This window comes from Arthrobacter sp. I3 (assembly GCF_000520575.1).
GTDB classification, from domain to species: Bacteria; Actinomycetota; Actinomycetes; order Actinomycetales; family Micrococcaceae; genus Arthrobacter; species Arthrobacter humicola_A.
Genome location: NZ_KI914913.1, coordinates 22306 through 43889 on the forward strand (window position 1 = coordinate 22306; position 21584 = coordinate 43889).

General features: G+C 65.6%; 22 protein-coding genes and 2 pseudogenes. 3 read left to right on the plus strand and 21 right to left on the minus strand.

The genetic code is table 11. The annotated features are described in order from the left end of the window. Nucleotides 1-91: 91 nt before the first annotated feature. Both Y706_RS0107110 and Y706_RS0107115 read right to left on the minus strand, forming a co-directional pair. Nucleotides 92-904 (minus strand): alpha/beta hydrolase, encoded by an 813-nt coding sequence (locus tag Y706_RS0107110; RefSeq protein ID WP_028276057.1) that lies wholly within the window; start codon nucleotides 902-904, stop codon nucleotides 92-94. A gap of 10 nt (nucleotides 905-914) precedes the next feature. After that, the gene (locus tag Y706_RS0107115) at nucleotides 915-1286 is read right to left on the minus strand and encodes a hypothetical protein (protein WP_028276058.1); all 372 of its coding nucleotides are present in this window, start codon (nucleotides 1284-1286) and stop codon (nucleotides 915-917) included. Between the two features lie 81 nt (nucleotides 1287-1367). On the opposite strand from Y706_RS0107115, the gene nucS reads away from it, so the two are divergent. Continuing rightward, nucleotides 1368-2063, plus strand: coding sequence for an endonuclease NucS (gene nucS / locus Y706_RS0107120; RefSeq protein WP_028276059.1), 696 nt, complete (start codon nucleotides 1368-1370; stop codon nucleotides 2061-2063). A 288-nt stretch (nucleotides 2064-2351) separates the two neighbouring features. Continuing rightward, entirely contained in the window at nucleotides 2352-2555 is a 204-nt protein-coding gene (locus Y706_RS0107125) for a cold-shock protein (RefSeq protein ID WP_011692441.1), read from the plus strand. A 179-nt stretch (nucleotides 2556-2734) separates the two neighbouring features. On the opposite strand, the gene Y706_RS0107130 is transcribed toward Y706_RS0107125, so the two are convergent. The 14 genes from Y706_RS0107130 to Y706_RS0107190 form a co-directional block, all read right to left on the minus strand. After that, nucleotides 2735-5368 carry a bifunctional lysylphosphatidylglycerol flippase/synthetase MprF gene (locus tag Y706_RS0107130; protein WP_173403058.1) on the minus strand — a complete coding sequence of 878 codons (2634 nt, stop codon included), beginning with the start codon at nucleotides 5366-5368 and terminating at the stop codon, nucleotides 2735-2737. Beyond that, the gene (locus Y706_RS0107135) at nucleotides 5365-6789 is read right to left on the minus strand and encodes an alpha/beta hydrolase (RefSeq protein WP_028276061.1); all 1425 of its coding nucleotides are present in this window, start codon (nucleotides 6787-6789) and stop codon (nucleotides 5365-5367) included. The genes Y706_RS0107130 and Y706_RS0107135 overlap by 4 nt, the downstream gene beginning before the upstream one ends. 5 nt (nucleotides 6790-6794) lie before the next feature. Continuing rightward, on the minus strand, nucleotides 6795-7226 hold the full coding sequence (locus Y706_RS0107140; RefSeq protein WP_028276062.1) for a DUF2550 domain-containing protein: 432 nt from the start codon (nucleotides 7224-7226) through the stop codon (nucleotides 6795-6797). Between the two features lie 10 nt (nucleotides 7227-7236). Next, nucleotides 7237-7521: a F0F1 ATP synthase subunit epsilon gene (locus tag Y706_RS0107145; protein WP_018775711.1), complete on the minus strand. Its 285-nt coding sequence runs from the start codon at nucleotides 7519-7521 to the stop codon at nucleotides 7237-7239. Between the two features lies 1 nt (nucleotide 7522). Continuing rightward, entirely contained in the window at nucleotides 7523-8977 is a 1455-nt protein-coding gene (atpD, locus tag Y706_RS0107150) for a F0F1 ATP synthase subunit beta (RefSeq protein WP_018775710.1), read from the minus strand. 81 nt (nucleotides 8978-9058) lie between these two features. After that, nucleotides 9059-9952, minus strand: a complete 894-nt coding sequence (locus Y706_RS0107155; protein WP_028276063.1) for a F0F1 ATP synthase subunit gamma — start codon at nucleotides 9950-9952, stop codon at nucleotides 9059-9061. Between the two features lie 76 nt (nucleotides 9953-10028). After that, nucleotides 10029-11666: a F0F1 ATP synthase subunit alpha gene (gene atpA, locus Y706_RS0107160; protein ID WP_028276064.1), complete on the minus strand. Its 1638-nt coding sequence runs from the start codon at nucleotides 11664-11666 to the stop codon at nucleotides 10029-10031. Between the two features lie 83 nt (nucleotides 11667-11749). Next, a complete protein-coding gene (locus Y706_RS0107165) occupies nucleotides 11750-12577 on the minus strand; it encodes a F0F1 ATP synthase subunit delta (RefSeq protein ID WP_028276065.1) in 828 nt (275 codons plus the stop codon). Beyond that, the gene (locus Y706_RS0107170) at nucleotides 12577-13128 is read right to left on the minus strand and encodes a F0F1 ATP synthase subunit B (protein WP_028276066.1); all 552 of its coding nucleotides are present in this window, start codon (nucleotides 13126-13128) and stop codon (nucleotides 12577-12579) included. The genes Y706_RS0107165 and Y706_RS0107170 overlap by 1 nt, the downstream gene beginning before the upstream one ends. A gap of 48 nt (nucleotides 13129-13176) precedes the next feature. After that, nucleotides 13177-13395: an ATP synthase F0 subunit C gene (atpE, locus tag Y706_RS0107175; protein ID WP_028276067.1), complete on the minus strand. Its 219-nt coding sequence runs from the start codon at nucleotides 13393-13395 to the stop codon at nucleotides 13177-13179. A gap of 112 nt (nucleotides 13396-13507) precedes the next feature. Next, the gene (gene atpB, locus Y706_RS0107180) at nucleotides 13508-14308 is read right to left on the minus strand and encodes a F0F1 ATP synthase subunit A (RefSeq protein WP_028276068.1); all 801 of its coding nucleotides are present in this window, start codon (nucleotides 14306-14308) and stop codon (nucleotides 13508-13510) included. Nucleotides 14309-14399: 91 nt separating this feature from the next. Further along, nucleotides 14400-14762, minus strand: a complete 363-nt coding sequence (locus Y706_RS27910) for a hypothetical protein (RefSeq protein ID WP_084475968.1) — start codon at nucleotides 14760-14762, stop codon at nucleotides 14400-14402. After that, nucleotides 14755-15240: a Cg1360 family ATP-synthase-associated protein gene (locus tag Y706_RS0107185; RefSeq protein ID WP_028276069.1), complete on the minus strand. Its 486-nt coding sequence runs from the start codon at nucleotides 15238-15240 to the stop codon at nucleotides 14755-14757. The genes Y706_RS27910 and Y706_RS0107185 overlap by 8 nt, the downstream gene beginning before the upstream one ends. A gap of 129 nt (nucleotides 15241-15369) precedes the next feature. After that, entirely contained in the window at nucleotides 15370-16494 is a 1125-nt protein-coding gene (locus tag Y706_RS0107190) for an MraY family glycosyltransferase (protein WP_028276070.1), read from the minus strand. 314 nt (nucleotides 16495-16808) lie between these two features. On the opposite strand from Y706_RS0107190, the gene Y706_RS0107195 reads away from it, so the two are divergent. Further along, on the plus strand, nucleotides 16809-17705 hold the full coding sequence (locus Y706_RS0107195; protein ID WP_028276071.1) for a glycosyltransferase: 897 nt from the start codon (nucleotides 16809-16811) through the stop codon (nucleotides 17703-17705). 32 nt (nucleotides 17706-17737) lie between these two features. On the opposite strand, the gene Y706_RS0107200 is transcribed toward Y706_RS0107195, so the two are convergent. The 5 genes and pseudogenes from Y706_RS0107200 to Y706_RS24055 all read right to left on the minus strand — a co-directional run. Continuing rightward, nucleotides 17738-18505, minus strand: a complete 768-nt coding sequence (locus Y706_RS0107200; protein ID WP_028276072.1) for a WecB/TagA/CpsF family glycosyltransferase — start codon at nucleotides 18503-18505, stop codon at nucleotides 17738-17740. Next, complete coding sequence (locus Y706_RS24045) at nucleotides 18502-19224, minus strand: L-threonylcarbamoyladenylate synthase (protein WP_043435238.1); 723 nt, start codon at nucleotides 19222-19224, stop codon at nucleotides 18502-18504. The genes Y706_RS0107200 and Y706_RS24045 overlap by 4 nt, the downstream gene beginning before the upstream one ends. Beyond that, on the minus strand, nucleotides 19221-20150 hold the full coding sequence (gene prmC, locus Y706_RS0107210; RefSeq protein ID WP_028276073.1) for a peptide chain release factor N(5)-glutamine methyltransferase: 930 nt from the start codon (nucleotides 20148-20150) through the stop codon (nucleotides 19221-19223). Before prmC ends, Y706_RS24045 begins: the two co-directional genes overlap by 4 nt. 16 nt (nucleotides 20151-20166) lie before the next feature. Then, nucleotides 20167-21015 (minus strand): annotated as a pseudogene (prfA, locus tag Y706_RS24050) (peptide chain release factor 1); the annotation flags it as partial. A 1-nt stretch (nucleotide 21016) separates the two neighbouring features. Further along, nucleotides 21017-21457 (minus strand): annotated as a pseudogene (locus tag Y706_RS24055) (PCRF domain-containing protein); the annotation flags it as partial. Between the last annotated feature and the right edge of the window lie 127 nt (nucleotides 21458-21584).

Here is a 21584-nt window from a genome sequence, read left to right on the forward strand (position 1 = left end):
GATTTTCGCACTGAAACAGGACAGCCGCACCGTGGTCCACGGTGCGGCTGTCCTGTTTCGGTGCGGTTTATTCTTTTGCGCCGTTGGCGGCTCAGGCGTGTGCCGTGGCGACCGGCCCGTCCCATTCCTGCGGAAGCACAGTTCCGGCGCTGCCAGATCCGGCACTGCCGGGGATCACCTCGTCCACGATTTCGTTGAGAACCCGCCCGGCGTACTTCTCCCCCACCCACAGGTGCTTGGCGCCGTCGACCCCCAGCACCTGCGCCTGCGGCACCAGCGCGAATCTCGCGGCCGCAGCCGCCGGCTGCAGGTAGTCGTCGTGCTCGGGGACCAGGACCTTCAGCGGCTTGCCGGCCTCGGCCCATTCCTTCAGGTGCACGTCCGTGGCCCGGTGCAGCGGGGGTGAGAGCAGCACAGCCCCCTCGATTTCCGAGGCGACGGGCTCGGTGGCGCCGTACATCAGGGCCAGTTCGGTGCCGAAGGACCAGCCGACCAGCCACCGGTTTGGCAGGCCGCGGTCCACGGCGAACTGCACCGCGGCCTCGACGTCGAGACGCTCGCCGACGCCTTCCTCGAAGGCTCCCCCGCTGGTTCCCCGCGGCGATGAGGTGCCGCGTGTGTTGAAGCGCAGGACGGCGATTCCCGCGAGGGCGGGCAGCCGGTAGGAGGCCTTGCGGTAGACGTGCGAATCCATGAAGCCGCCGTGCGTCGGCAGCGGGTGCAGCGTGATGAGTGTTGCCTTGATTCCGCCGGTTTCCGGGACGGCGAGCTCGCCCACCAGCCGGTGCCCGTCCGACGTGCGGAGTTCGACGTTCTCGCGGCGGGCCGGCAGGACCGTGGAGGCGCGGATGGCAGTGGGAGCAGAGGGCTGGGTGAAGACGTACGAGGCGGGATCAAAGCTCATGCTGACCAGCTTAGCGATACCGGTAGCTCCGCGAAGTCCAGCAGTTGCTGTGCCAGTGGCGCCGCTCGGCGAGACCCGCGGCAGCGCCAAAGAGGTGGTCCTCGGACCAGACCACCAGGTGGGCGATTCCCGGCAGCACGGCGGTGGAGCAGCCCGGGCAGATGTAGGTCTTCTCGGCGCGGCCCGCGGTGATAGGGCGGACCATCCATTCGCCGTCCGGTGCGCTCTCCCGGCGGGCGAAACCCGAGCGGGCGCGCTCCAGGTCAAGTTCCGGTGCCGGTCCGTGCTTGGCTCCGGCGGCTTTGCTCTTTCCGGGCGCTGTGCCCTTGCCGGAGCCTGTCTTCGCAGAACCGGCGCGGCGGGGTCGGTTGGAACGGGGCATGCCTCCATTCTGCCCCAGTCCGGCTGCCGCCCGTTGTCGCCCCGCCAAGCCGCCGCCCGCGCAGGCGGTAGAGTTGACCGGGTGCGTTTAGTCATAGCCCGCTGCTCCGTTGATTACGTCGGCCGCCTCAAAGCCCACCTGCCGCTGGCCACCAGGCTGCTGCTGGTCAAGGCCGACGGTTCGGTCCTGGTCCATTCCGACGGCGGGTCCTACAAGCCGCTGAACTGGATGAGCCCTCCTGCGTCCCTGCGGGTCTCCACACCCGATGAGGTCGAGGTCGAAGTCGGCGTCGTCGAACAGTGGACGGTCCAGTCGGCCAAGACCGATGACCGGCTCATCATCAACATCCACGAGCAGCTGCACGATACCTCCCACGAACTGGGCCAGGACCCCGGCCTGATCAAGGACGGCGTCGAGGCGGACCTGCAGCGGCTCCTGGCCGCCCAGATCGAACTGCTGGGCACCGGGTTCTCGCTGATCCGCCGGGAGTACTTCACCGCGATCGGCCCCGTGGACATCCTGGCCCGGGACGCGGATGGCGCCACCGTGGCCATTGAGCTCAAGCGCCGGGGGGACATCGACGGCGTCGAGCAGCTCACCCGGTACCTGGAACTGCTGAACCGGGACCCGCTGCTGGCCCCGGTCCGGGGAATCTTCGCAGCCCAGCAGATCAAGCCGCAGGCCAAGGTCCTCGCCAAGGACCGCGGAATCGACTGCGTGACCCTGGACTACGACGCCATGCGCGGCGTTGACGACAGCGAATCCCGGCTCTTTTAAGCACCCTGCGGCAGGCTTTCCGTGGCAGCGATTCGCGTTAAGACGTTCTTTGCACAATTTTTATGCAATTCTTCCGTTCGCCCGTTGACCTGACGCAAGTGTCATGAAATTCTTATACGAGTCTTTGTGTAGGTGTTTTTCATGCTCGCAAGACATGTTGCGAGCGTGAAGCTCCTGCCGCCACGGTCCGTGAATCCGGTTCCGTTGCCAAAGGTTCTTCTCGCAGAGTGACCAAGTCCGGTGCGAAGTGCGCCGGATTTATTCAAGATCCACAATGAGGAGAAACAAATGGCTCAGGGAACCGTCAAGTGGTTCAACGCAGAAAAGGGCTTCGGCTTCATCACCCCGGATGACTCCGATGGCGATGTCTTCGTTCATTACTCCGAGATCCAGACCGGTGGCTTCAAGACCCTCGACGAGAACCAGCGTGTTCAGTTCGAGATCGGCCAGGGCGCCAAGGGCCCCCAGGCCACCGGCGTAACGCTGGTCTAGTCTGCCGCCGGGAAGTGCTTTAGGGCATTTCCGGCACCAGGAATGATCCCCGGCATTAGTGCCGGGGATCATTTTTTTGTGCATTCTTGGGCGCGGTGTTTCAGGTCGTCCGCATTGGCCCGGTGCATTCTTCAGCCGAATTCCGCACTAACGCCGGGCACTAACCCGCAGGGCCCTGCCTAACGCACCAAAGTGCGCAGCAGCCGGGCACTTTGCCGGACGGACAACCCGGGAAGGTACGCGCGGCTCAGGGCCCGGCCCATCGCCGGCAATTGCAACGGATCCTGGTAGTAGAGGTACAGCGTGCGGTAGTCCGGTTTGAAACGCGACTTGAAGGTTGCCAGCGAGCGGAAGCCGTAGACGGGTTCCAGGGCCCTGCCCACCACGTCCAGGATCCCGGCCAGCCCCTCCGGCCCGGCGTCGCTGCCGCCGGAATCGCTGCCGGCGTCGCTGTTCCCGGAGTCGCTGCCCGAGTCGCTGGCGCCGGCAATGTCTCCGTCACGGTCCTTCGCCAGCGGCGATCCGGACAGGGAGATCACCTCAACCGTGCGCTTGAGTTCCAGCACGGCGGAAGCAATGAGGAACTCCATGACACCAGGGAAAGCGTCGCCGCGCCGGCGCATGAAGTCCAGGGTCCAGCTCACGAGCTGTCCGTGCTCGTACACCGGCAGCCAGCTCGTAACGCCCTGCACGCGTCCGGAGGCGTCCACCGCCAGGCAGCACAGCACCTCGTCGTCGTCGAGCTCGTCGATGCTGCCGAGCGTGAAGCCCATCTCCGGCACGTGCTTTTGCGCCGCCCATTCTTCGGAGACCTCGCTGAGCTGGGTCCGCAGCGGGGCCGGGAATTCGCTGTAGCGCCCCCATACGGCCTGGACACCGGTCTTCGCGGCACGGTTCAGGGCGGTGCGGACGTTTTGCCATTCCTTGCCCTTGAACTCGAGTTCGCGCACGGCGAGCCTGGTTTCCTGGGCCACGGCCACGCGGCGGAATCCGCGGGCCCGGAGCATCGGCCAGAGTTCGGCGGTGCAGGAGTAGAAACACGGGATCAGGGCGTGTTCGGCGCAGTAGCGCATGAAACCCGCTGCGGTCTCCTCGCGGAGGGCAGCGGATCCGAACGGGCCCGCCAGCGTCAGGGCCACGTTGCCGTGCTGCTGATAGGCGACGCCGCCGCGCCGGTCCGGCGTAAACCAGTATTTGTTCGGTTCCCAGAGGGCCATCCAGGACAGTGAGTCCCCGCCTTGGCGGATCAGGTCACGCGCCGTGTCCCGGTCCCCGGAGCCGACGTCGGTGCTGTGTCCGGTACCGTGCAGCCGCCGCCGCAGCACCAGCCAGACCGCCGCCAGGGCCACCCCCCAGAAGATGATGCCGGCATAGGCGAACAGAAATGACTCGACGGCGTTGCGGTTCTGGAACAACCGGCTGTAGGCGCCCGGAATGGGCAGCGGCAGGTACTGCCGGGCTAGTTCCGCCGCGAGGCCCAGCACTCCCCCGTCGCGGTCCATCCCGCCGGCGGCGAGCCAGGCCACCGAATACGCCCCGGCGAGCACCAGCCACGTGCCCCCGACCACGATGCCCAGGGTCCGCCTGGCCCGCGGAGCAGTCTCCACCCTGAACTGCCGGCGGTTAAGCCAAAGCAGCACAACGAGCAGCAACGGAACGGCCACGAGCGGCAGGACGCGGACGAAGCCTGAGCCCATCACGGCCGTGTGCGGCTGGCTGGCGTAGTGCGGAATCCGGGCGAACAGGGCCAGGTACACGGCAGCCAGGGCTGTCACGCCGAGCTGGACGATGATCGCGATCCGCAGGGCCAGGCGGCGGCCCTGCCGCATGCCGTCCGCACAGATCAGCAGCAGGATCACCGGGACAACCGCCAGCGCGAGGCCCAGCGGACCGGCGAGTCCGGCGCGGCCGGCCTCCAGGCAGCTGACGTCCACCGTGCCGCCGCAGTTTTCCTCCAACTGGCCCAGTGTGGGCAGCGGGTTCAGCACGACGTCGCGCAACAGGGCCAGGGGCCCGGTGGGGCTGCTGACGGCGGCCGTGAGGATCGGCCCCACCGCGAAGATCGCGACCGTGAGCGCCAGCAGGTTGCGTGTCTCGCGTCCGGTTGAACGGTGCCGGTGCAGGGTCCCCCGGTCGCCCTGAATCCACCAGCCCGCGGCCAGGCCGGCAAGGGCACCGGCGAGCCCAACCACTGTCTCCGGATGCCCGACGTAGAGCACCAGCAGCAGGGACGCGGACAGGCCGGCGGTCCGCAGCCTGCGTTGCCACAGCGTGGGCAGCAGCCCGCTGGCGGCCAGGGCCACGGCCAGGACGGCGGCGTAGGGGCCGATCAGCCGGGCGTTGACCATGAGCCCCAGCCAGCCGTCGCCGATGTACCGGGCCAGCTGGGTGACCAGCAGGAACACCGTCACCGCAGCGAACTGGCCTACAAAGAAGAATACGGCCGTCCGCAGGGTCCCCAGATGCCGTTCAGCGAGTCCCAGCAGCAGGAGGATCATCAGTGATGCGGTCAGGTAGGCCAGCAGGTTGGTGGCGAAGAACAGCGAGGTGAACAAGGACCACCAGTGCCCCGCCTTCAGCCCCGAAGCGTTGACGGACGCTACGGGCAACAGGGCGTCGGGCGGGCCAGACAGGAAGCTGCCCGTGACGGCCCCGACACCGAGGAAGGCCGCGAGGACCGCCAGCGTGAAGGGTACGGCACGGAAGTGCGCCAGCGTCCGGCGCAGGCCCTGGCGCCAGACACCCTGCAGCGGCGGAATCTCCGGGCCCAGGCCCGCCGCGGTCCGGTTACTGCCGGTCTTGGCCTGGCTCATTGCTCGATCCCCCAGCGTCGGGCCAGGAAGTCCAGGCCGCCGGGAAGGCCGCCGGATGCCACGTCCCAGGAGTGCCCCGCGTTGGCTATCCGGTGTGTTTCGACGCTGAACCCGGCCCGGCGTGCCGCCTCGGAGAGCGCGTCCATGTGGCCGGTGAACTGCGGGTCGCGGTCTCCGGCGGCGAAATACACGCCGTGGCCGTCGAAGCGGTGTTCCGCCATGACGCGCAGCGGGGTCAGCTGGTCGAAGGCCGCGGCGTCGGCGCCGAAGGAGGCCTCAATGGTCTTGGCCCGCACCTTCGCGAGGGCAGGCTCCTCCTCGCTGGAGAAAGCCAGCGCCGCGCTGTAGACGTCCGGATGCCTCGTGACCATCTGCATGGCGCACGTGCCGCCAAAGGAGAAGCCACCCGCGGCCCACTGGCGGGGATCCGGGTCGACGTCGAGCGTGCGTTTGATCCAGTCCGGCACGTCCCGCGCCAGGAAGGTGTCCGCCCGGGCAATCCGGCTGTCCATGCACAGCGTGTTTCCCGAGGCCGAGCCGTTGGGATCGACCACCACCGTTACCGGCGCCACCCCGGCGTGCTCCGCGGCGAACCGGTCGAGCCGGCTCCGGAGTGCGCCGCCGGTCAGCCAGTCCGCGGGACCGCCCGGCTGGCCGGAAAAGAGGACCAGCACCGGCAGCGCGGGCCGGGGGGAACCCAGGTAGGCCGGAGGGAGATAGACGTAGGCGTCCCGGCTCTGGAAGCCGGAGACGGTGCCGGGGATGACCGCCTTGCGGATGACGCCGTCGGGAAGGTGGGCGGGCGCCTGCCAGTGGGCGAGCCCGGTGGCGGCAGGGGCGCCGGCGGCGCGCGTCAGGCCGGCCTCGAGCGGCTGGATCCGGGCTGCGGCCGCTCCGGTGAGGTCGCCGACAGTGTGGTTCAGGCCGAAGTAGATGTTGATCTGGACGGCGGCCAGCGCGAGGACGGCCAGGAAAGCGGCCGTGGCTGCTGCGCTTGAACGCCAGCGACGGCTACGGCTCGGATTAGTGCCGGTCGGATTAGTGCCGGTCGGATTAGTGCCGGGCCGTCCGCGGCCCCAGAGCCCAAGCAGGCGCATGAGCCACAGCAGCAGGGCGAGGACGCCGGCGACGGACCAGGCGAGGGTCTCCCCCGGCAGTTCGGCAGGAAAGACGGAGACGGCGTAGAGCAGGAACCAGTGCACGGCAGCGACGAGCGCCGCGGCGAGCAAGGTCATGGCAGCCGCGACGGCCACGGCCGCGCCGGGCTCGCGGCGGCCGGTGCGCCCAAAACCCGTGCGCGCAAAACCCGTGTGCCGGAGGGCAACGTGGGTCAGGAGGTAGGCCAGGCCCGCCGCGGCGGCGGCCCACACGAGCCACACCACCGGGCCGTCGACCAGGCTCAGGCCATCGAGGTAGTCCACCGGGGCTAGCGCCAGGTGCCGACGCCGATGACGGGTCCGGCCTCAAGCCAGGATGACAACCCTGTGTAGGCATCGAATCGCATGGCCAGGAGGACCTGCTGGCCCTCGTAGCGGAGCTCCACGATAACGGCGTCGGGCTGGACCTTGAGGAGCTCAGATTCGGTCGGCTTCCGCCGGCCAAGCAGCTCCAGCGAGCTGCGCCGGAAGGTGTGCTTGGGGCGGACGCTGAGTGAGACCAGGCGGAACCATTCGAGGTCATTGTCCTGATAACGACAAACCCCCATCTGCCAGCTGTTTCCAGCCGTGCAGATGGAGGCGTCCACCGTGCCCAGGGCGCGCCGCAGATTGAAGCGGCGCACCCCCGAAAGGCACAGTGCAAATACCAGCAACGCAAACGCAGTTGCCAGGACGATGAACGGCAAACCAATATCGTTCATCAAGGTCGTGCTAGCGGATCCCCGCAGTAGCCGCTTCGCCCATTTGGGCGTTGTCAGCAACAATGACCACCCTGTTGTTGTCGACAGAGAAGAATCCCCCGTCAACGACTACAGCGATGCGGTCACCGGATACCGGCTCGATTGCCAGCTCACCTTCGGCCAGAATCGCCAGCAGGGGCGAGTGGCCGGGCAGGATTCCGATTTCACCATCGCTGGTGCGGGCCTTGACCATCTTGGCCGCTCCGGACCACACAAAGTGGTCCGCTGCGACAATCTCAACCTCAAGCTCAGCCATATTACTTGGTCTGTTCCTGGATCTTGGCCCACTGGCGCTCGACGTCGTCCAGGCCGCCGACGTTGAAGAACGCCTGCTCTGCAACGTGGTCAAGGTCGCCGTCGCAGATAGCGGTGAAGCCTTCAACAGTGTCCTTGATGGACACGGTGGAGCCCTCGACGCCGGTGAACTGCTTGGCGGTGTAGGTGTTCTGCGAGAGGAACTGCTGGATGCGGCGTGCACGCGACACGACGATCTTGTCTTCTTCAGAGAGTTCGTCAACGCCGAGGATGGCGATGATGTCCTGAAGTTCCTTGTTCTTCTGCAGGATCTGCTTGACGCGGACGGCCGTGTTGTAGTGGTCGTGACCGATGTACTGCGGATCCAGGATGCGGGAGGTCGACGTCAGCGGGTCAACGGCCGGGTACAGACCACGGGAAGCGATTTCACGGGAAAGTTCCGTGGTCGCGTCGAGGTGTGCGAAGGTCGTGGCCGGAGCCGGGTCGGTGTAGTCATCTGCGGGAACGTAGATGGCCTGCATCGAGGTGATGGAGTGGCCCTTGGTGGACGTGATGCGCTCCTGGAGGAGGCCCATCTCGTCAGCCAGGTTGGGCTGGTAGCCCACGGCCGACGGCATGCGGCCGAGGAGGGTGGAAACCTCGGAGCCTGCCTGGGTGAAGCGGAAGATGTTGTCGATGAAGAGCAGCACGTCCTGGTTCTGCACATCGCGGAAGTACTCCGCCATGGTCAGGGCGGAAAGTGCAACGCGCAGACGCGTTCCCGGCGGCTCGTCCATCTGGCCGAACACAAGGGCGGTGTCCTTGAGGACGCCGGCCTCTTCCATTTCGACCCAGAGGTCGTTACCTTCACGGGTACGCTCGCCGACACCGGCGAACACCGAGGTGCCGCCGAAGTTGCGGGCAACACGGGTGATCATTTCCTGGATCAGCACGGTCTTGCCGACGCCGGCACCACCGAACAGGCCGATCTTGCCACCCTTGATGTACGGGGTGAGGAGGTCGATCACCTTGATGCCGGTTTCCAGCATCTCGGTGGAGCCTTCCAGGGTCGCGAAGGCCGGAGCCTTGCGGTGGATAGGCCAGCGTTCGCTGATCTGGAGTTCGGACTCGGCAACGTCGAGGGGCTGGCCCAGCACGTTGAAGATGTGGCCCTTGACGCCGTCGCCCACGGGCACGGAGATCGGGGCACCGGTGTCCACCACGTTGGTACCGCGGACAAGTCCGTCGGTGGCCTGGAGGGAGATGGCACGGATCAGGTTGTCACCCAGGTGCAGGGCAACCTCGAACGTGATGGTTCGGGTCTCACCGTTGAGAGTGATCTCGGTGGTGAGTGCGTTGTAAATCGAGGGGATTGCGTCAGCCGGGAATTCGACGTCGACAACCGGGCCAATAACACGTGCAATACGACCGGTAGCACCGGACGTTGCGGCTACGTGATCGGTAGCAGTGGCAGTCATCTCTCTCACTTCACTCAGTAGATGGCGTGGGGTTAAGTTTATCTTTTGGTGCAGGTACAGCTGGATCCGGACTCGTGCTGGCTAGGACGCGGACAACGCGTCGGCACCGGCAACGATTTCGGAAAGCTCCTGCGTAATTTCAGCCTGACGGGCAGTGTTGCGCAGACGCGTGTACTTCTTGATGAGATCCGTCGCGTTGTCGCCGGCGGACTTCATCGCACGCTGGCGGGCTGCGAGCTCGGAAGCTGCTGCCTGCAACATGGCGGCGAAGATACGTGATTCGATGTAGCGCGGCAGCAGGGCATCGAGAACCTGCTCCGTTTCCGGCTCGAATTCGTAGAGGGGCAGCAGGTCCGATTCGGACGCGGCTTTCTCTTCGACAACCTCGAGCGGCAGCAGACGGACGACCGTCGGCTCCTGGGTCACCATCGACTTGAAGCGGGTGTAGACAACGTGGATTTCGTCGACGCCGCCCTCTTCGTAGGCGTTAGCGAATTCGGCCAGCAGTGCTTCGCTGACTTCGCGCGCGGTCGCAAACTCCGGTGCATCCGTGTTGCCGGTCCATACGCGAGCGTATTCACGGTTCCGGAAGTCGAAGTACGCCTGCGCCTTGCGGCCGACCAGGAACGTCTTGACTTCCTTGCCTTCCCCGTGGAGCAGCTCGTTGAGGCCTTCGGCCTGCTTGAGGACACTCGCCGAGTAAGATCCCGCGAGGCCACGGTCCGAGGTGATGACCAGGACGGCGGCCCGGCGGATCTGCGCCGGCTCGGTGACCAGGGGGTGGTCGATTTCGCTCTGGCTTGCGACAGCAGAAACGGCACGCGTGATCGCGTTCGCGTAAGGCAGTGAAGCTGCTACGCGTGCGCGGGCCTTGCCGATGCGCGAGGTAGCGATCAGTTCCATCGCCTTGAAGATCTTGCGCATCGACGTCGTCGAGCTGATCTTCTGGCGGTAGACCCGGATCTGGGCTCCCATACTTATCCTTTCCTAAGATCCCGATGGCCGGGACTGCCGGAACCCGTGCGGGTCCCGGCAGTCCCTGCCAGCGAAACTAGCGCTTCTGCTTGACGATTTTTTCCTGGTCGACCTGATCCTCGCCGATGGGGGCGTGTTCCTCGTGCCCCGCACCGACCAGGAGGTTGTCTCCCTCGCCGAAGAAGCCCTTCTTGAAGTCCACGATTGCGGTCTTCAGTGCTTCAGCGGTGTCATCGTCCATGACGTTGGTCTGGGCCAGCGTCGTCAGGATGGAGGACTTGTGCTTGAGGTGCTCCAGGAACTCGGTCTCGAAGCGGTTGATGTCTTCAACCGGAACCTCGTCCAGGTGGCCGTTGGTGCCGGCCCAGATGGAGACGACCTGGTTCTCGACCGGGAACGGCGAGTACTGGCCCTGCTTGAGCAGTTCCATCAGGCGTGCACCGCGGGTCAGCTGCTGGCGCGATGCGGCGTCCAGGTCCGAGGCAAACATGGCGAAGGCCTGCATGTCGCGGTACTGGGCCAGTTCCAGCTTCAAGGTACCGGAGACCTTCTTCATGGACTTGACCTGGGCGGCGCCACCAACACGGGAGACGGACACACCGACGTCGACAGCGGGGCGCTGGTTGGCGTTGAAGAGGTCCGACTGCAGGAAGATCTGGCCATCGGTGATGGAGATCACGTTGGTCGGGATGTAGGCGGAAACGTCGTTCGCCTTGGTCTCGATCAGCGGCAGACCGGTCATCGAGCCTGCACCGAGCTCGTCGGAGAGCTTGGCACAACGCTCCAGCAGACGGGAGTGCAAGTAGAAGACGTCGCCCGGGTAGGCTTCGCGTCCCGGCGGGCGGCGGAGCAGCAGCGACACTGCACGGTAGGCCTCGGCCTGCTTGGACAGGTCATCGAACACGATGAGGACGTGCTTGCCGCCGTACATCCAGTGCTGGCCGATGGCCGAGCCGGCGTACGGTGCCAGGTACTTGAAGCCTGCGGGGTCGGACGCCGGGGAAGCCACGATTGTGGTGTATTCCAGGGCGCCGTTGTCCTCGAGGGTCTGGCGGACGGCTGCGATCGTGGATGCCTTCTGGCCGATCGCCACGTAGATGCAGCGCACCTGCTTCGTCACGTCGCCGGAAGCCCAGTTGGCCTTCTGGTTGATGATCGTGTCGATGGCAATGGCGGACTTGCCGGTCTGGCGGTCACCGATGATCAGCTGGCGCTGGCCGCGGCCGATCGGGATCATGGCGTCGATAGCCTTGAGCCCGGTCTGCATCGGCTCGTGGACCGACTTACGCTGGGTCACGCCGGGTGCCTGGAGTTCCAGAGCACGGGTGGTCTCGGCCTTGATCTCGCCGAGGTCATCGATGGGCTGGCCCAGCGGGTCAACCACGCGGCCGAGGAAGGCGTCGCCAACCGGCACGGACAGAACCTGCCCGGTGCGGTGGACTTCCTGGCCTTCTTCGATTCCGGTGAAGTCACCGAGGATGATGACGCCGATCTCGCGGACGTCGAGGTTCTGGGCCAGGCCCAGCGTGCCGTCTTCGAAGCGAAGCAGCTCGTTCGCCATGACCGAGGGAAGGCCCTCAACACGGGCGATGCCGTCACCTGCGGTTGTTACACGGCCGACCTCTACGCGCTCTGCGTTTCCGGGTTCGTAGGACGCCGCGAACTCGTTCAACGCATTACGGACGTCGTCGGCGTTGATGGTCAATTCGGCCATCTGCAGTCCCTGCTCTCCTGTTTTCGTGATCATCGTTGCTCACGATGACCGGGGTTTCTTGTCGTTAGGTTGTGCTTGTCCGGCTAGCCGGCAAGCTGACGCTGGAGCTGGCCCAGGCGGCCGGCGACCGAAGCGTCAACCACTTCGTCACCTACCTGGATCCGGATGCCACCGATCAGTGCCGGGTCAACGTTCATGTTGATCTTGAGCTCGCGCCGGTAAAGGGCGTTCAGCCCCGCCTGCAGGCGGCTGATCTGCGTTTCCGTCAGTGGACGGGTGACGTCGACCGTTGCAATCCAGCGCTGCTGGCGCTTGGCGGCAAGCTCGGCGAAACGGCGGACCAGCCTGGTGACCTTAAGCCCGCGCGGAGCCGTGACGGCCTGCCCGATCAGGACTTTCGCTTCCTCGCTCGCACCGGGTACGAGCTTGTCGGCGAGGGACACCTTGGCGGCCGGGCTGGCCTGCGGCTCGGACAGAGCACGCTGGACCTCGTGGCTGGACTCGACGGCCTGGTTGAAGGAGAACAGATCGTTCTCCAGCGATTCCAGTCCGCTGAGCCCGGAGGCAGAGACGGCCGACTTGTTCTCGGCAACAGCGATGACCACCGAAGCGGCAAGAGTCTCGAGTGCATCGCCGATATCCCGTGCCGATGCCCAGCGGGAGCTGGCCAGTCCGGCTGCGATTTCAACAGCGTCAGCGGATACTTTCCCGCCGAAGAGCTGCTTGACCAGCGCCGACTTTTCGTCACCGCTGCGGGACGGGTCAGTCAAAGCGCGGCGCAAGCCGGCTGAGCTGTCCACGGTTCCCAGGATTCCGAAGAGTTCCTTTGCCAACTGCAGCGACGCGGTGGGAAGCTTGGCCTCCAGTGCCGCCAGCGCAGCGGCCAGCGATTCGCTCGATACACCTGCCATTACTTAGCTACACCCGCGTTCTGGTTCTCCAGATCTGCCAGGAAGCGGTCCACCACTCGGGCCGACCGTGCATCGTCGCTCAGTGCCTCGCCGACGATGCGGCTCGCCAGAGTCGTGGCCAGCGTGCCGACCTCCGCGCGGAGCGACACAACGGCCGCCTGGCGCTCGGATTCGATCTGCGTGTGGGCCTGCGCGGTGATGCGGGCAGACTCGGCAGCCGCCTTCTCCTTCAGCTCTGCAAGGATCTGGGCACCTTCGGCGCGTGCTTCCTCGCGGATGCGGTTGGCTTCGGTGCGGGCTTCCGTGAGCTGCTGCTTGTACTCTTCGAGTGCTGCGGAGGCCTCGGCCTGGGCCTTTTCGGCCTTGGCGATGCCACCCTCGATGGCTTCGGCCCGCTCTGCGAAGGTCTTCTCGAACATCGGGACAACGTACTTGACCACGATGAACATGAGGAGCGCAAAGCCGGCGAAGACGACAAGCATTTCCCAAGGATTGGGAACGAGGGGGTTAGTACCGCCTTCGGTGGCGGCTGAGATGATCGCTTGATTCATATTTCACCCGTCCTTATCTACTCGGTTCTGGATGTTCGGTTGTTCTGTTTACTTGAGAACGAACGCGAAGACCAGGCCGAGGATGGCGAGGGCTTCAGTCAGCGCGAGGCCGAGGAATGCGATCGGCTGCAGGACGCGCTGGGCTTCCGGCTGACGTGCCACGCCGTTGATGTAGGCAGCGAACACGAGACCCACACCGATACCACCGCCGATGGCGGAGAGGCCGTAGCCGACGAGGTTGAGGGAGCCGTTGATGGAGCCTTCCATTTTTTTGTTCCTTTCAAGATGCCACCCATGTGGCAGGTTGTTTGGTTTGCTTCATCCCCTAGAGGGGAAGACTATGTTGTGCCGTCTGGCCTTCTGCCGTCTGGCGCTGGGCCTAGTGGCTGTCGGCGTGGAGCGCGCCTTCGATGTAGATCGCGGTCAGCAGCGTGAAAACGTAGGCCTGCAGCACCATGATCAGCGCTTCGAGCATGTACATGGCGATCGCACCGCCAAGGACGAGTACGGACGCGCCCTTGAGGAGGACGTTTTCCTGCATCACGAGGAATTCGATGCCCGCACCGGAGATCATCACGATCAAGTGGCCGGCCAGCATGGTGGCGAACAGACGGAGGCTGTGCGTGACCGGGCGGACCAGGAAGTTGGAGATGATCTCGATCGGGACGACGATCGGGAGAATGTAGAACGGCACACCGGAAGGAACTGTTGCCAGCTTGAAGTACTTCAGGCCGTTCCTCTTGATGCCGATGGCGATCCAGGTGACATACACGATCGCCGCCATCACGTAGGCTCCGCCGACATGGGAGAAGGTCGGAAGCTGGATCAGCGGGATTGCACCGTAGATGTTGTTCACGAGGATGAAGAAGAACAGGCTGAACAGCAGCGGGACATACTTCATGAAGTCCCGGCCGCCGATAATGTCCTTGGCGATGCCGTTGCGGACGAAGCTGTAGGCAGCCTCGCCTGCGAACTGCAGCTTGCCGGGAACCAGCTGCTGCTTCCGCGCAGCGATCACAAAAAATGTAGCGATAATGACAACCGACAGGATTACCAGCAGCATCTGCTTGGAAAATCCTTCGGCCGCACCCCAGGGGATGATAGCCGGCAGGTGAAGTTCTTCAATTCCAGGAGGCGTGAAGGTTCCTGAATCTTGGGCCGGGAGCGCAAGCGCGATCAACGCGTTTCCTCTCTGCAGTGTCCATCATTGGGCGTTGGGCGGGGACCGGCGACATTGGTGCCCGCCTCTCCCCCTGTAAAATTATTTGGCATTACTGTTCCTCGTCCTGGGACGGGCCACGTGCAGCATTGCCGTCACCAGCAGAAATTCTGTTACTGGTGAGGCCGTGCATATGAGAAAGATAGAACCCTCCCGCAGCTCCAAGCAGAGCGCCTGCGAGCACAATCCAGCGGGTTCCCCACAGATTATCCAGTCCCCACCCTATCAAACTCCAGACGATGATTCCGCCAACAATGTAGCTGAAGACGGCGATTCCGGCGTTGTATCCGCCGTCGCTTCCGCCGGTCGATACACCGGGGGCACCGGGCGTAGTTTTGGGTGATTCGGCTGGCTGGTTTTCTGGTCCGGTACGTGGTCCGCCGACTGGCCTGCGGCCGGATTTGCGGCTAAACATCGGTGCCGCCTTTTCGCGTTTCGGGATCGTTGTAAATCTGAAGCCTGGCCTTGCTGAAACCGTAAATTTCGGCTGCCTGCCAGAACACGACGGTGACGACGGCGCCGATCAGGAACCAGCGGTCATGCAGCCAGGCCGGGGCGCCGATGACGAAGAGGACCACGGCGAAGCCGACAACCTTGACGAAGTACGTCGCGACGAACACTCCGATCGCTCCGGAGGGGTTGTTGCGGCCGACGAAGTGGCCCACCGCGAGGCTGATGGCAAAGAAGGCCATCACCAGCGCGCCCCCGAACAGCGCGGACCAGAACCCCACGGCGCCGTTAAAGATGAAGGCGGCTGCGCCGGTCAACACCAGTGCTGCGGCGGAGGCCGCGGAACTGATGGCCAGCAGCCTGAGCCACAGGGATTTTGTGGGGCCGGAGACGCCAACGGGTCCGTTGCCGGAAGCGGGTTCCGGTTCGGCGTTGGAGGTCATCAGATCCCAATCGTCGCTGGCGTATTGCTGGTCAAGGCAGGCGGCGAAGTACCGCCCCTGAATTCTACATTAGATAGAAATTATTCGGAAAAGCGCGTCGGAGCCGGTTCCCCGGGCATGCCGGTCAGGCTATTCGGGAGTGCGGGCCATCTGCCGCGGCCCGCGCTGGCGCAGGTACGGCCAGGCAGTCGCCACGGCCATGATTGCCGCCGCGGCCAGATCGATGGCGAGGACTACGTGCCAGGGGAAGATCGCGAAAGCGAGGCCGCCGAAGGCAAGGATGCAGGTCCACAAGTACATCAGCACGACGGCGCCGCGGTGCGAGTATCCGATGTCCAGGAGTTTGTGGTGCAGGTGTCCGCGGTCCGCCGACCACGGCGACCGGCCCAGCGCTGTCCGCCGCACCACGGCAAGGCACAGGTCCAGCAGCGGAAGGAACAGCACCGCGAACGGCAACAGGATCGGGATGATTGTGGGGATGCCGTTGGCCCGGTCGTAGAGGCCCGAGCTGATCTGGCCGGTCGAGACGACGCCCGCCGAGGCCATCAGCAGGCCAATCAGCATGGCCCCGGAATCGCCCATGAAGATTTTGGAGGGGAACCAGTTATGCGGCAGGAAGCCGACGCAGCTGCCGACCACGACGGCGGTCAGCAGGGTGGCGAGGTCCGAACGGTCCAGCAGGACGGCCGTGCGGTGGACCCAGTAGGCCGTGAGGAAGAACGCCGCTCCGCCGATGATCGCCACGCCCGCAGCGAGCCCGTCCAGTCCGTCGATGAAATTGAACGCATTCATGGTGGTGACGATCAACCCGGCCGTCAGCACAATGCTCACGGCCTCGTTCTGGATCACGATCGGCTCGGGGATGAACGGGATGATCGTCATCCGGACCCCCCAGGTGGCCACGACCAGCGCCGCGGCGCTTTGGCCGATCAGCTTGACCCACCACCGCAGGTCCAGCAGGTCGTCCGCCACGCCGACAACGACGATCACAGCGGCCCCGGCCAGGATTCCCCATGGCGCCGTGTTGTTCCGGAAGATGTCCTTGACGAAGAACGAATTGCTCGCCGTGACCAGGGCAACCAGCACGCCCGCGAAGATGCCGAGGCCGCCGAGCCGGGAGATCGGGGTGGAATGCATGTCGCGGCTGCGGATCGGGGAATACAGCTCCAGCTTGTTGCCCGCGAGCCGGGCACCCCACGTCGCCGCGTAGGTCACGATCGCTGCCGTCAGCATCATGAGCAGGTACATGATCACGGGACGACCACCAGCCAAACGCCGTCAGTACCGTCAGTACCGTCAGTACAGGCACCGCACGCCGGCACGTCCCGCAGCACCGGACGCGCCGGTGAGCTGCGGAAATGGGGTGGATTCGATTGCGGTGGAACTGTCTTTCGAAAAATGAAACTTCTCCGTCGCCGTGCGCAGGGCAGGCAGTGCGTAGTGCCTGACAGGGCTGTATTACAGTGGACTCTAGTCAAGATACTAATGCCAACGGCCACCTGTCTTCGCGTCACACGGCCCTCTGCCGGCGGGAAAACCACTGACGGTCGTGCTGAAAGGACCCCGCGATGACCCCCTCGGTTGCAGTCGCTGCCGTGACGTTTGACCGTCCCAGGGAGCTGGCGGTCCTGATGCACGCCATCAACAACCAGACCGCTCCAGTGCAGTCCATTTGCCTCGTCGACAGTGGCACCGTGCCGTCGACGGACGTTGCCGGCCAGCACGCCAACGTGGACTATGTCCGGTCCGAGGCAAACCTTGGCGGCGCCGGCGGATTCTCGTTGGCCATCCTCAAGGCCGTGGCCAGCGGGGCTGACTGGATCTGGATGATGGACGACGACGCCGAACCGGCAGATCCCGACTGCCTTGCCACGTTGCTCCGTGAGGCCCAGGAACGTGATCTGGACGCCGTCGTGCCCCTCGTGGTGGCCCCCGGCCACCCGGACCAGCTGTCCTTTTTCTTCCGGCTGGGCGGCAAGGTCACGCATGAGCGCGCGGAGGTGGAAAAGGTCGGATTCCTGCCCGACGACGGGCACTTCTTCAACGGCGCCCTGATCCGTTCCGATGTCTTCTTCAAAGTCGGGCTGCCGGACATGCGCCTTTTCATCCGTGGCGACGAGGTGGACTTCACGCTCAGGCTCAGGAAGGCCGGGATCCGCTTCGGCACGGTGACCACCGCCGCCATCACGCACCCGCACGCCTTCGCTGAAACCAAGCACGTCTTCGGTGCGCGGTGGCACGTGATCGTTCCGGATTCCGCCTTCAAGCGCTACTTCTACTACCGGAACCGCGGGTACATGATCCGCCGCCACTTCCGGGTCAAGTCCTTCATCGCGGATGTGGGCGGCTACCTCGGCTACTTCCTGCGCAGCGGCGACTTCCGCGGGCTCGCTGACTGGTTCCGCGCCTTTTCCGCCGGGCTCCGCGGCAAGGGCTTCGGCCCGCTGGAGGACCAGAAGTTCTGACGTGCTCCCCCGCTGGCAGCCCCGCCGGCAGCCTAGGGCTGCCGGCGCAGGCGCCGGCGGAGCAGCAGGCCCAGCAGCACCCAGGGTTCGCCGAACACCCGGTAGGCCACCCGCTGCGGGTGGAGCATGAGCCGCCAGGCCCACTCGAGTCCGAGCCGGCCGATCCAGCGCGGCGCCAGTTTCTGCACACCGGCAATCTGTTCGATGGCACCGCCGACGGTGCAGTAGACCGCAGGCGGAAGCGCGGCAAGCCGTCGGGCTATGACCTGCTCCTGCAGCGGCATCCCGAGGCCCAGCAGCACGAGCTGCGGGCGCAGCCGGTTCAGCCATTCGACCGCGGCTTCCTCAACTTCCTTGTTCCAGCCTTCGCCAGGCATGCCGTCGACCCGCGCCCCGGGGACGATCTCCCGCAGCTTGGCCACGGCGCCGGCGTTGGCCACGGCGCCTGCCCCGATGACCGCAATGCGCTCCAGTCCCGCGACATTGCCGAGCGCGGGAATCCAGTCGGTCGACCCCAGCCGGTAGTCCATCACCGGTTCCCTGCCGTCGTCTTCTTCGCCGGTCTTCGCCCAGAGCCAGAGCACCGGTGCGCCGTCGATCAGGACCACGTCGCTGCGCTCGTAGAACGAGAGGAAGGCAGGATCGGAGTGCAGCAGCGTCACGCTGTGCAGGTTGTGCCCCACCACGATCCGGGTCCGGCCCTCGGCCATGAAGGTGCTGAGGACCGCGGTCAGCTCGGGCACCGTCACGGGGGTCGCTTCGACGTCGAGGAAAGGGACGCGCTGACGCTCCAGCGTCATGCGGAACCGGGCTCCGGCGCAGCGGCGGGCTCCGGAGCATCCGCAGCATCGGCGGCGTTGCCGTCGATGTCCAGGACGCCGGGCACCACGCCGCGCAGGCGGTCGAGGCTGATGGCTCCCTGCCGGACGACGCGCAAGGGCAGCGCCGTCGCGTCGACGATGGTCGAGGCGAGGGCGTCGGCGCCGTCGGCGGGCCGGGGTCCGCCCTCCAGGTAGACCTCCACGGATTCCGCCAGCTGGGCTTCGGCGTCCGCGGCGGTCTGCGCCGCGGCGTGCCCGGTGCGGTTCGCGGAGGACACCGCGAGGGGTCCGGTAAGCGTCAGCAGGTCCTGGGCGATCTCGTCGGCCGGGATCCTCAGGGCGACCGTGCCTTTGGTCTCGCCGAGATCCCAGTCCAACGACGGCTGGGCATGCAGGATCAGGGTCAGGCCGCCGGGCCAGAACGCCTCGGCCAGCCGCCGCGCCTCGGCCGGAACGTCCGTGGCCAGGCCATCAAGGGCGTTCAGCCTCGGGATCAGCACGGGCGGCGGCATCTTCCGGCTCCGGCCCTTGGAGGCGAGCAGCAGGGTCACGGCAAGGGGCGAAAAGGCGTCGGCGGCAATCCCGTAGACCGTGTCCGTGGGAAAGACCACGCACTTGTTCTCCCGGATGGCCCGCTGGGCGTGCTCAAGTCCCGCAGCGCGCTGCTCGGCCGCCGTGCAATCGTAGCTAGTCGTCACTGGCCTATTCTTTCATCACTTGTCACACGATTATTCGCAGGCGTCGGCCCTGACGGTGCCAGGACGGCGCTGGTGGCGCGGTCCTTGCCGTTGAGGTCACGGTGCGTTGTCACCTCGGCGAACACGCCGGTGCGGTTGAGCATCGCGGCGATCCATTCCGACTGGACCTCGGCGTGCTCCATCACGAAGTAGCCGCCGGGGACCAGCAGGCGGGCAGCCGAGGCGGCCACCGCCGTCGGAAGTTCCATCCCGTCCGCTCCCCCGCCGTAGAGCGCCTCGGGCGGGTCATGCAGCGCCACTTCGGGTTCGTTCGGGATCGCTTCGGCGGGGATGTAGGGCGGGTTGGAGACGACGACGTCGAACGTGCCGTTGTGTTCGGCCAGCGCATCGCGCAGGTCGCCACGGATGAGGTGGACGCCCAGGGGAGCCAAGTTTTTCTCCGCCCACGCGTGCGCGAATTCGCTGAACTCGACCGCGTGGACTTCCGCGCCGGGAACCTCATGGGCGATCGAGCCTGCAATGGCACCGGACCCGGTGCCCAGGTCCACGACCTTGGGGTGCGCCAGACCGTGCAGCCGTTTCCTGGCGCTGAGCCAGTCCAGGACCAGCTGCACCACGGATTCGGTCTCCGGCCGCGGGATGAACACACCGGGACCGACGGCGAGTTCGAGGTAGCGGAAGTGCGCCACGCCCGTTATGTGCTGCAGCGGGATCCGCTGCGCCCGTTCGGCGACTAGGTCGGCGTAGCCTTCCGGCGCCGGCGAGTCCCCGAGCATCAGCGCGCGCAGCCGGCCCAGTCCGACGCCGAGCAGGTGCTCGGCCAGGAGCTCGGCGTCCACACGCGGGCTGGGCACGCCGGCCTCCGCGAGGACCGCCGTCGCCTCGCTGACGGCCTCCGCGAGGCTCGGACCATCACCTGCAGTCATCACCAGTGACCCGCGCCTATTCGCCGATGGCGTCGAGCCGGGACTGCTCGTCCAATTCAATGGCCGACTGGATCACCGGTTCCAGGTCGCCATTCATGACCTGGTCCAGGTTGTAGGCCTTGTAACCGGTGCGGTGGTCCGCAATCCGGTTTTCCGGGTAGTTATAGGTACGGATGCGCTCGGAGCGGTCCATGGTGCGGATCTGCGACTTGCGCTGCGCCGAGTTTTCGGCGTCGATCAGCTCCTGCTGGTGCGCCAGGATGCGGGCACGCAGCACGCGCATGCCGGCCTCGCGGTTCTGCAGCTGCGACTTCTCGTTCTGCATGGCGACGACGATTCCGGTGGGAAGGTGCGTGATGCGCACCGCGGAGTCGGTGGTGTTGACCGACTGCCCGCCGGGACCGGAGGAGCGGTAGACGTCGATCTTGAGATCGTTCTGGTTGATCTCGAGCTCCTCGGGCTCGTCCACTTCGGGCAGCACCAGCACGCCGGCGGCCGAGGTGTGGATGCGGCCCTGGGATTCGGTAACGGGGACACGCTGGACCCGGTGCACGCCGCCTTCGAACTTGAGCCGGGCGTACACGCCTTCGGCCGGATCGTTCGAGCTGCCCTTGACGGCCATCTGGACATCCTTATACCCGCCGAGGTCCGACTCGGTGGCAGAGATGATCTCGGTCTTCCAGCCGCGGGATTCCGCGTAACGGCTGTACATCCGCAACAGGTCCGCGGCGAACAGGGCAGCCTCGTCGCCGCCTTCGCCGCCCTTGACCTCGAGGATCACGTTGCGGGAGTCGTCCGGGTCCCGCGGGATCAGCAGCCGGCGCAGCTTGGCCGCCGCCAGCTCCAGCGCGGCCTCAAGCTCAGGCCGACTCGGTGGCAGAGATGATCTCGGTCTTCCAGCCGCGGGATTCCGCGTAACGGCTGTACATCCGCAACAGGTCCGCGGCGAACAGGGCAGCCTCGTCGCCGCCTTCGCCGCCCTTGACCTCGAGGATCACGTTGCGGGAGTCGTCCGGGTCCCGCGGGATCAGCAGCCGGCGCAGCTTGGCCGCCGCCAGCTCCAGCGCGGCCTCAAGCTCAGGCACCTCGGCCGCAAACTCGGGGTCCTCGTCCGCCATTTCCTTGGCAGCGGCCAGGTCATCGCGGATGCCTTCCCAGCGGTGGTAGGCCTCCACAATGCCGTTCAACTGGGCAGAACGCCGCCCCAGCTTCCGGGCCAGGCGCTGGTCAGCGTAGACAGCAGGATCCCCCAGCTGAGCCTGGATAGAGTCATGCTCATCCAACAGGCCCTGTACGGACTCAAACATTTTCAAACCTCTTTCGACTCTCTCAAGTCTAGTTACTGCGGGTGGGTCCTTTTAAACCAACAACCGCTCGAGAAATTGGCGGCCAGGGAGTGGCTTCGGGCCTGCCGTAGCCGGGTGGCTCACGATC